The 9,445-nt window shown below is 35.2% G+C and carries 7 protein-coding genes and 1 tRNA gene; 5 read left to right on the top strand and 3 right to left on the bottom strand.

The window, feature by feature from the left end; all coding sequences use genetic code 11:
- Positions 1 to 486: 486 nt before the first annotated feature.
- A tRNA-Arg gene (locus OZD70_RS02160) sits at positions 487 to 563 on the bottom strand.
- 148 nt (positions 564 to 711) lie between these two features.
- On the opposite strand from OZD70_RS02160, the gene OZD70_RS02155 reads away from it, so the two are divergent.
- The 5 genes from OZD70_RS02155 to OZD70_RS02135 all read left to right on the top strand — a co-directional run bounded on the left by OZD70_RS02155 (position 712) and on the right by OZD70_RS02135 (position 4,396).
- On the top strand, positions 712 to 1,440 hold the full coding sequence (locus OZD70_RS02155) for an ABC transporter ATP-binding protein (RefSeq protein ID WP_275020562.1): 729 nt from the start codon (positions 712 to 714) through the stop codon (positions 1,438 to 1,440).
- Positions 1,441 to 1,613: 173 nt separating this feature from the next.
- Complete coding sequence (gene tatA, locus OZD70_RS02150) at positions 1,614 to 1,781, top strand: twin-arginine translocase TatA (protein ID WP_006013840.1); 168 nt, start codon at positions 1,614 to 1,616, stop codon at positions 1,779 to 1,781.
- Positions 1,782 to 1,947: 166 nt separating this feature from the next.
- Positions 1,948 to 2,604: an exopolysaccharide biosynthesis protein gene (locus OZD70_RS02145; RefSeq protein WP_275020561.1), complete on the top strand. Its 657-nt coding sequence runs from the start codon at positions 1,948 to 1,950 to the stop codon at positions 2,602 to 2,604.
- Positions 2,597 to 3,970 (top strand): cysteine--tRNA ligase, encoded by a 1,374-nt coding sequence (gene cysS / locus OZD70_RS02140; RefSeq protein WP_275020559.1) that lies wholly within the window; start codon positions 2,597 to 2,599, stop codon positions 3,968 to 3,970. Before OZD70_RS02145 ends, cysS begins: the two co-directional genes overlap by 8 nt.
- Before the next feature lie 6 nt (positions 3,971 to 3,976).
- Positions 3,977 to 4,396: a YqaA family protein gene (locus OZD70_RS02135; protein ID WP_275020557.1), complete on the top strand. Its 420-nt coding sequence runs from the start codon at positions 3,977 to 3,979 to the stop codon at positions 4,394 to 4,396.
- 76 nt (positions 4,397 to 4,472) lie between these two features.
- Here OZD70_RS02135 and OZD70_RS02130 read toward each other — a convergent pair whose 3' ends face one another.
- Both OZD70_RS02130 and gatB read right to left on the bottom strand, forming a co-directional pair.
- Positions 4,473 to 7,685, bottom strand: coding sequence for an ankyrin repeat domain-containing protein (locus OZD70_RS02130; protein ID WP_275020555.1), 3,213 nt, complete (start codon positions 7,683 to 7,685; stop codon positions 4,473 to 4,475).
- Positions 7,686 to 7,817: 132 nt separating this feature from the next.
- Complete coding sequence (gene gatB, locus OZD70_RS02125; protein ID WP_275020553.1) at positions 7,818 to 9,242, bottom strand: Asp-tRNA(Asn)/Glu-tRNA(Gln) amidotransferase subunit GatB; 1,425 nt, start codon at positions 9,240 to 9,242, stop codon at positions 7,818 to 7,820.
- Positions 9,243 to 9,445 lie beyond the last annotated feature (203 nt).

Here is a 9,445-nt window from a genome sequence, read left to right as displayed (position 1 = left end):
TCTGATGACACCGTCATAAAGGAACCAGTGTCAGCTACTTTCATGACATCATTCTTTTTCCTGGATCCCAGTGCCTCATTTCCCTGTCATCCCAGTGCGTGACACTGGGATCCAGGAATTTTTATCATGCACTAAGTTGGTGAGGTAGCAGTTTTATGTTAAAATACGACGTTTTTAATGGGGCTGCGGAAAACCTGGATTCCAGACTGGAATGACACCTAGGGGACTTGGATGACATCATTCTTTTTCCTGGATCCCAGTGTCTGGGCACTGGGATGACAAAGAAATAGGCACTGGGATGACAGGAAGAGAAGGCTACTTGGATGACACCTTGACGATTTGAAGAATCATCATTCCGCTGCTTGTTAGCGGGATCTAGAGATACCGCGGCGGGATGACGTAGGGGTTGCCGAGATTCCAGTGCTTGACACTGGAATAGGTGTGTGTATTTGTGAAAAAAATCTCCATGAAATTTGTGAAGCAATGTGGTGGGACTAGTGCGATTCGAACGCACGACCTTCGGATTAGGAGTCCAACGCTCTATCCTGCTGAGCTATAGTCCCGTGTTCCCTGCCATTTATGTAAAGTTATAGCAAAAAATCCTTCTCTTTTCTAGATTTCTTGCATAACCAATTTATGACGACAAAAAACATTTCTGTACTTCTTGAGGATAATGCTATTATATTTAATAACATGGTTTAAGTAAGATTAATGCTAGTTAACAACATTGGTTATTTCTATAACAATCAAGACGACTTTGCTTTAAGCAATATAAACATTAAAGTAAAAAAAGGAAGTGTTGCATGTTTATTGGGTCATTCTGGCTGTGGCAAGTCAACAATTTTGAAATTAATTGCAGGGATAGAAAATCCAAAATCTGGAACTATTTTTATAAATGATAGGTTAGTTGCTAGCAATGAAGCATCAGTCGCTATAGAGCATAGAAATATCGGATTGATTTTTCAGCATTCTGCATTATTTCCTCACAAAACAGTAGTAGAAAATATAACCTTTGCTATCCGCAGCTCTTCCAAGAGAGAAAAGCACCTAATTGCATTGGAAATCTTGAAGTTACTCAATATAGAAAAATATGAAAATATGTACCCTAACGCCTTATCTGGAGGACAGCAACAATTAGTTGCAATAGCAAGAGTGATAGCACAAAACCCTGGTGTTGTGTTGTTAGATGAACCATTTTCTAATTTGGATATACTGCTCAAGTGCCGAATAAGACAACATATATTGTCCCTTTTTAGAACTAAAAATATCCCTGTGCTAATGGTAACTCATGACCCGCAAGAAGCATTGAAAGTTGCAGATTTTATCTATGTAATGAAAAATGGTAAAATTATTCAATCAGGGGTTTCTAGCGATATATACCATAGGCCTAGAGATGATACGCTAGCAAAGTTTTTTAGTGAGCTCTCCTCTACTCTATAGTTAAGCGAAAAGCTTCCACTTATTCGCTGCAAGAAAACAATCTATTTTGGAATTGTTATAAAACAATTAAAAAACCTTGATTTATAATTAAATAAAGGTGATATAATCTATGTGTTACTTGACTTCAGTCAAGTTTTAACATTTAAAGGTCAATATTTTAAATGGAGGTGAAAATGAGTTTAGGACCATGGCAATTGTTTCTAGTCTTAATAATAATTTTAGTTCTGTTTGGTGCAGGTAGATTACCGCAAGTTATGGGTGATTTAGGAAAAGGCATCAAAAATCTTAAACAGGAGCTTAAGGACTCAGAAAAATTATCGTCTAATGAACCAGATCGTTAGCGTCCTCATACTTTGTGACATGCACTTTAGTGCATGTCATCTGTTTAAAAACTTAGTCAGGTTAAAAAATGAAAGAGATGAAGTGTTGGTATGAAATAAATAACAAATATTGAAATACAGCAACAACTATGTTAGCTTAGGAGGAATATTTTATTAAAGGATAATTGTGCAAAAAAGTGAGAAACTAACTAAAGATAAAAAACTAGCTTCTGATATTCTAAAAGAGGTTGCAGATACCAATAACAATGATAGCGATAAAGTAACTTTGTTTGACATTAAAATAGCTTTGCATGAGCGAGGTTTTGGTATTTTAATAATCATCTTCTCCTTGCCGCTATCGGTGCCTATACCGGTTCCACCTGGTTATACAACTATTCTTTCTATACCTTTAATCTTATTCTCGCTGCAGCTTTTATTTGGATTTGATTCTCCTTGGATGCCCAGTTGGCTAGAAAGAAAATCTTTTCAGCGTTCAACACTAGCTCTTGTGGTGGAGAAAACTTCTCCAACATTAAGAAAAATAGAAAAGTTCATGAAACCAAGAATGTCTTTTATTTTCTATGGGCCTGGCGAAAAAATTTTAGCTTTTGTAATGTTGCTTTGTGCATTATCAATAGCTCTTCCATTACCTCTTACCAACTTTATTCCTGCAATTGGTACGACTCTTATTTCACTTGGTATTATGAGTAAAGATGGGTTTCTATCCATATTGGGAATTTTGACATCATTGTGTGGACTATTGCTTACTCTTGTTGTAGTAGTCAAAGGGCCACAACTTATCATTGGGGCATTTTCTTTTTTCAAAAGCTTCGTATATGGTTAGGCTTTACAACACCTTAACAAAAAAAAAGGAACTTTTTACACCAATCGATAAAGATCATGTGAAAATGTATGTTTGCGGACCAACAGTATATGACACAGCACATATAGGCAATGCACGGTCTGTTGTTGTGTATGATGTGTTATTTCAGCTACTTAAGTTTTGTTATGGCAAAGTTACCTATGTGCGTAACATAACCGACATTGATGATAAGATAATTAATGCAGCAAGCGAGAAAAATAGCAACATAGAAAGTATAACCACATATTACATTAAAGCTTTTCATGATGATATGGAAAGCATAAATTGTAAAGAGCCAACACACAAGCCAAAAGCAACAGAAAACGTAGATTATATTATAGAATTAATTGAATATTTACTGCAATCAGGCCACGCTTACGAATCTGACAAACACGTGTATTTTAATATAGAATCTTACCATGAATATGGTGCTTTATCAGGAAAAAAAACTGATGAATTGGTTCCAGGTAACAGAGTTAAAGTTAATGAAAATAAAAAGCACCCTGGAGATTTTGTACTGTGGAAGCCTGCAAGTGATATTGACTACAAACTTTCAAGTTATTGGGATAGCCCATGGGGAGAGGGCAGGCCTGGATGGCATATAGAATGCTCAGCAATGTCATATGCTTATCTTGGCAAAGATTTTGATATTCATGGTGGCGGCATAGATTTACAATTTCCTCACCATGAAAATGAAATTGCACAGAGTAAGTCTGCATTTGCTGGATCAATATTTGCAAAATACTGGATACATAACGGCTTTCTTACAGTAAGTGAAGAAAAAATGAGCAAGTCCTTATTTAATATAGTCAAAGTAAGAGGTTTGCTAGATAGTGGAATAAAGGGTGAAGTAATACGTTATGTGCTGCTCAAAACTCACTACAGAAAACCACTTGATTGGACAGAAAACGTTATTTCTGATGCACAGGAAACCTTAAATAAATTTTATCGGTTATTACGTGGCTTAGATACAACGAATATTGATGAAAGTAATGCAGAGATTTTTAAAGATTTTATAGACGCTTTAAAAAACGACTTAAACATTCCTGAAGCTCTAGCTATATTACATGAAATGGCTGCAAAAATTAACAAAATGAGGAATGAAAGTGAAAAGCTTAAATTAACTGAAAGTTTTATTAAGAGTGCCAGATTTATTGGTCTTCTTGAGTCAAGTTATCAAGAGTGGTTTACTGCTGGTGTGAGTCATCAAGAAATAGAAAGATTGATAGACTTAAGAAAAATTGCAAAAAAAAATAAAAATTACGATACTGCAGACAAAATCAGGGATCAGTTGAAACAAAAGGGGATTACAATTTCTGACAACGAAGATGGTACAACAACTTGGTAAACTTATATGGAAGATTACTTTCTGCTGTTTAAAGACAGCCTATTATCATCGTTAATCTTGCCTATACACCAAGGCTTTATGTTTGAAGCTATGCTGTACTTTAGATCACATCACAATCTACTACTGATGTTGTTTTTTGGAGTACTAGGATCAAGCCTTGGTGGAATAGTTAACTGGTGTTTGGGTAGAATAACAATCTCTATACGAAAATCATACCACAAACTAGAGAACGAGCACACAACACCAAAAGTCGTAAGAAATCTACTGATTTGTGCAGTTGCATTACTTTCATGGGTGCCAGCACTTGGAAGTGTGATTCAAATTTTATCAGGTTATTTCAAGTTAAACCTTTATATCCTTGCCCCTTTAATCATTCTATCTAATTTCTTCTATTTGTTATATCTAATACTTACTTTTGGCGTATAACAGCTATAGTACTACAGCTATTAAAGCCCACTTCTGTCATCCTATAGCCTGGAGCTATAAATTAAATGCAAAATTTCTAGTAGTCATAGGATGCACCATGAGCTAAAAGCAATTCCACAAGTTCTTGGTGATCATTGTTAGTTGCATAATACAATGCTGTCTTTCCTTCATTATTTTTGGCGTTAACGTCTGCGTTGTGTTTTAGTAGCGTCCTCGTTATATCAACCTTTTGCCTAATAACAGCCAAGTGTAGTGCAGTGTTGCCATCTTTATCCTTACCATTAACATCAGAACCTTCTCGAATAAGGCATCCTGCAATATTGTAGCTCCCAGATAAAGCAGAGTAGTGTAATGGAGTTCTGCCATTTTTATCCTCAGCATTAACAAAAGCACCTATATTGATTAGACACTCTACTATTCTTAAGTCTCCACTGAAAGTAGCCTTATAGATAGCGCGGTGTAATGCTGTTTCGCCATACTCATTCTTAGCATTAACATTAACATTTTTTTTAATTAGGCACTTCACTACATTTAATTCTCCATTCTCAACAGCAAAAAATAATGGTGTCATGTAGTGTTCATTCCTAGCATCAACATAAGCATCCTCATTAATGAGGTGTTCCACTATACCCAATTCCCCAATGCCAGCAGCTAAATATAATGGAGTCATACCATAGTTGTCTTTAGCATCAATATCAGCATACTTTTTGATGAGATATTCCAGCATATCCAGATCTCCATTTATAGCAGCAATGTGTAATGGAGCCCTGCCATATTCTCCTTTAGCATTAATGTTATTATTTTTAATAATCAGGTATTTTACTATGTCCAATTCTCCAGCGTAAGCAGCTGAATGCAATGGAGTATTATCATATTTGTCTTTAGTATTAGCGCTAGCACCTTTATTGACTAGACATTTCATTACATTCAAATTTCCACTCTTAGCAGCAATATGCAACAAAGTTTGACCGTGATTGTCCTTAACATTAACAATTTTTACCAATTCATCTGGGTAATATTTTTCTATATGTGTTATTATTGCACTAATTGCTTTACAATCACCACTTTCAGCAAGCAAGTGCAAAGGGGTGCTTTTCCTTATAAACAGTGTTCCTCCATATACACAAAATGAGTTAAAGTAAAAGTTATCAATCAACTTACCGTATGTACTTGCGTATCCCCATACAAATGCAATATGGCTCATACTACCTTGTGCTAAACCACCACTGTTTATCAATTCCAAAGCTTTCCTTAGAACTTCTTCTTGGCCCTCCTTTTGTAATTTTAATCTAGTTATTCCCTGCACTACTCTGTGAATACTTGCCACTTCCTCTTTCAAGTCAATCATTGAATATCTATCGAGTAGCTCAACAGCACTCCTTAGCTTTTCTTTATCATTGGTTATTAGCTTTGAAAAGATTTCTTCTACACAAATCTTGTCAAGAATAAGATAAGCTATTGTTTCCAGAATATTCAATGCTTCACAGCCATATTCTTTTTGTATATGTGTCATCGTAGTATTACAAGTTATTGAAACTGCTTCAGTATAACGATCTTCGCCTTCACAATCTCCTTCTTTAAGTGACTTTCTTGTATGTTGTTGGGACTCCTTTAAGTAATCACTTACCTCAAATCTTCCATAACCTCTCAACTTTGATTTTTTATTTTTGTTGCAAATATATACGGTTGCTTGTTTTAAAGCCAAGGGAACATACTGCAGCTTTTCTGTTAATTCTTCTATTTCCTGATCCTGTAAATTGTCCTCTATGTTCAAAGCTTTTTTAACAAACTCGCAAGCTTCTGTTTTACAAAATTCATTTAACCGTATTACTTTTATATCTCCTTCTTCTACCGAATCCCATTTTTGATCATGAGAAGTAATTAAAACATAAGGTTTTTTATGTCTAGAATGTAAAGATGAAGGTAAAAACTTTCTAATGTATTTATATTCTCTTGCATTATCAAAAATAAAAAGACTTTTTATATCTTCGAAATACCTATATACGTCTTTAATAACAGACCTGATTACCTTTTCTTGTTCAGTGTCTTCTTCTGTAATAGAAATTTTCGAACCTTCAGGTAATCTTTTATTTAGCTTTTTAGCTAATCCTTTAAACGACTCTTCAAGATCCTTTGGTGTTTCTGCATTTATCCGTACAAGGTTACCATCATAATCTTCTTTACGTTTATAAGCATATTCTATAGCCAATCCATTCTTCCCTACTCCGTCAGGACCGCTAATGACAACAGCTCGCAATGTTTCCATCGGGTTGCTAGTGCTTTCTTGCAATTTATTATATATTTCTTGCAATTCATTTTTTCTTCCAACAAACATCTCAACTGAATATTCTATATTAAACTGAATAGGCTCCTTACGTGTTTGTTGATCATTAACTAAAATTTCTACCTTTTCTCCTATCCTATCAACTTTATCCTCTATTCTAATTGCTCTTTTGTTCCCTTCTTCTACTCCTTGTTCTATCTTACCTAAAGTACTAGCCCACAGCTCAACTTCTCGAAAAAACTTTTCTCCTTCTTCTGGTGTGAGAAAACGCCCCCTTTTATCCTTCATCCAACTTGACATCATTGTGGAAAGGGCATTGAGAACGGAGTCATTATCACCAAAGTATTTGAACCTTCTGGCCAAGTCATCATTTATCTCAATTTTGATTAACTTTTCTAGCTCAGCGTCATTAGGCGAATTCACTACAAACACTAGTTCATTTAAAAATCCTTTTATTTCTTCATCGCTTACTTCCCTACCTCCAGCACTCATCCTTTGCTTTAAGTATTGAGCAATATTATTACGTAAGTCTCTAAGCTTATATTTTGCACTATCACCTATATTCAGAAACTCATCTTGTGTTTCTATTTTTTCGACTGTAATTCCCTTGCTTGCTAGACTTTCACGGTCAAAATCAACATTTATAACAATAAAAAAATCCTTTATTTTATCCTTGAATTCTTCATTACCTCGAATTTCTAAAAAGGCAGCAAAATGTTTTACTAAGTTAAGTTCACCACTTTTTGTCAATAAGTCGCCTACACAGATCTTCTTGCTGTCGTCTTGTTTATGTTTAACTTGTATAAGCATATATACTGTTGTCCCATTTTGCTCATACCGGAAAACAATATCGTCAAAGCCTGCAGCCGAACTCATTTCCGTGGCTAAGCGGAAAAAGTACTTTCTATACATTGCACGTCTAAAAAACAGCATTAGCCACAATTTTTGATAGTCAACACCATGAATAAAGTTTTTCACCCCTCCAGCAGGATAAGTTTCAAGCATCCTCAACCTCACATAATTTTAAAAATAGTACCAACAAATGGTAAAAAAGTTATATATCATGAGATATAGATATCGTAACAAAGACCTTGGAATATCTACGAGATGTGCTGTTATGTAAATAAAAAAATGTGACTAATTACTTAATCTTTCACTCAAAACCAAGTTCACAATATCAGGGCTGGCTTTTCCCTTGGTGAATTTCATGACTTCACCAACAAAGAATCCGTATAATCTTGTTTTACCGCTTTTGTATTCTTGAACTTTATCTTGGTTGTCATTGATGATTTTATCTATTACCTCTGAAATTTGACATTTGTCAGTTATTTGCTTGAGATCCTGCTCTTCTATAATAAGGGATGCAGGCTTTCCAGTTTCAAACATAATATCAAAAACTTGTTTACCAAGTTTAGCAGAGATCGTTCCATCAACGATAAAATCTAAGAGTTCTGACAAAGCATTTGCTTTGATTGGGGAGCTCATAATATCAATATTTGCTTTATTTAAACGACCGAAAAGCTCTACAGTTAACCAGGTGACCGCGAGCTTTGAATCATGTTTTTTTATCAATTCCTCAAAGTAATCAGCAATCGCCTTATCGGAAGTAATGACATTTGCATCGTATCCATTGATACCTAATTCCTCAATGTATCGCAGCTTTTTTTGATCTGGCAACTCGGGCAAAGATGATTGAATTAAATCAATTTTCTCCTGGCTTACCTCAACAGGTAATAAATCAGGCTCAGGGAAGTATCTATAGTCGCTTGCATCCTCTTTGCTTCTCATCACTTTTGTTTTTCTCAAAGCGACATCAAACAATAAGGTATCTTGACTTATTTCTTCTCCACTTTCTAAAATTTCAATTTGTCTTTGTATTTCATAGTCTATAGCTTGCACAATATAACGTATCGAGTTCAGATTTTTTATTTCACAACGAGTGCCAAATGTACTACTGCCTTTTAGGCGAACAGAAACATTTGCATCACAACGAAGTGATCCCTTTTCCATATCACCATCACACGAACCAGTGTAACGCAAAATCTGCCTCAATTTTTTCATGCATTCTGCAGCTTCTGCAGATGAACAGAGATCTGGTTCTGAAACAATTTCCATTAAAGCAACCCCTGCACGATTTAAATCCACATAAGTTTTGCTTTCCTCATGAACGCTCTTTCCTGCGTCTTGCTCTAAATGAATTCTCGCAATTCTTATTTCCTTTTCATTGTCGTTGATAAATACTCTACCATTTTTAGCTATTGGCTCAAAAAATTGGGTTATCTGGTAACCTTGCGGTAAATCAGGATAAAAATAATTTTTCCGATCAAAGTAAGAACACTTATTAATTTCTGCAGAAAGTGCAAGACCGGTGCGTATTGCTTGCTCTATGCAGTAATAATTTAGTATTGGCAGCGTACCTGGCATTGCTGCATCAACTAGAGAAACTTGAGTGTTATGCTCAGCACCAAACTCCGTTGATGAGCTAGAAAATAGCTTCGTATTAGAAGAAACTTGAGCGTGCACCTCAAGCCCAATTACCGCTTCCCAATCCTCTTTCGTCATGTATTTTATTTAAATGATAATCTTAATATTCTGCAAAATTAACACAAAAAGTCAAAACTCATGTTAGCTAAGTGGTATGCAACCCGTAGAAACAGGACGAAAAATTAAACGAAAAACTTACTTGACAAGCCTCGCCAGCCCCCTTATCATGATAGTGAAGGTATTCAGTTATCTTCATCTGTGCAGATTAAACAGCAAGAAAA

The sequence above is a fragment of the Wolbachia endosymbiont of Drosophila tsacasi genome (genome assembly GCF_028982115.1).
In the GTDB taxonomy this organism is placed as follows: Bacteria; Pseudomonadota; Alphaproteobacteria; order Rickettsiales; family Anaplasmataceae; genus Wolbachia; species Wolbachia pipientis_B.
The sequence above is the reverse complement of the archived record's forward strand: the minus strand, read 5'-3'. Positions and strand labels throughout refer to the sequence as shown.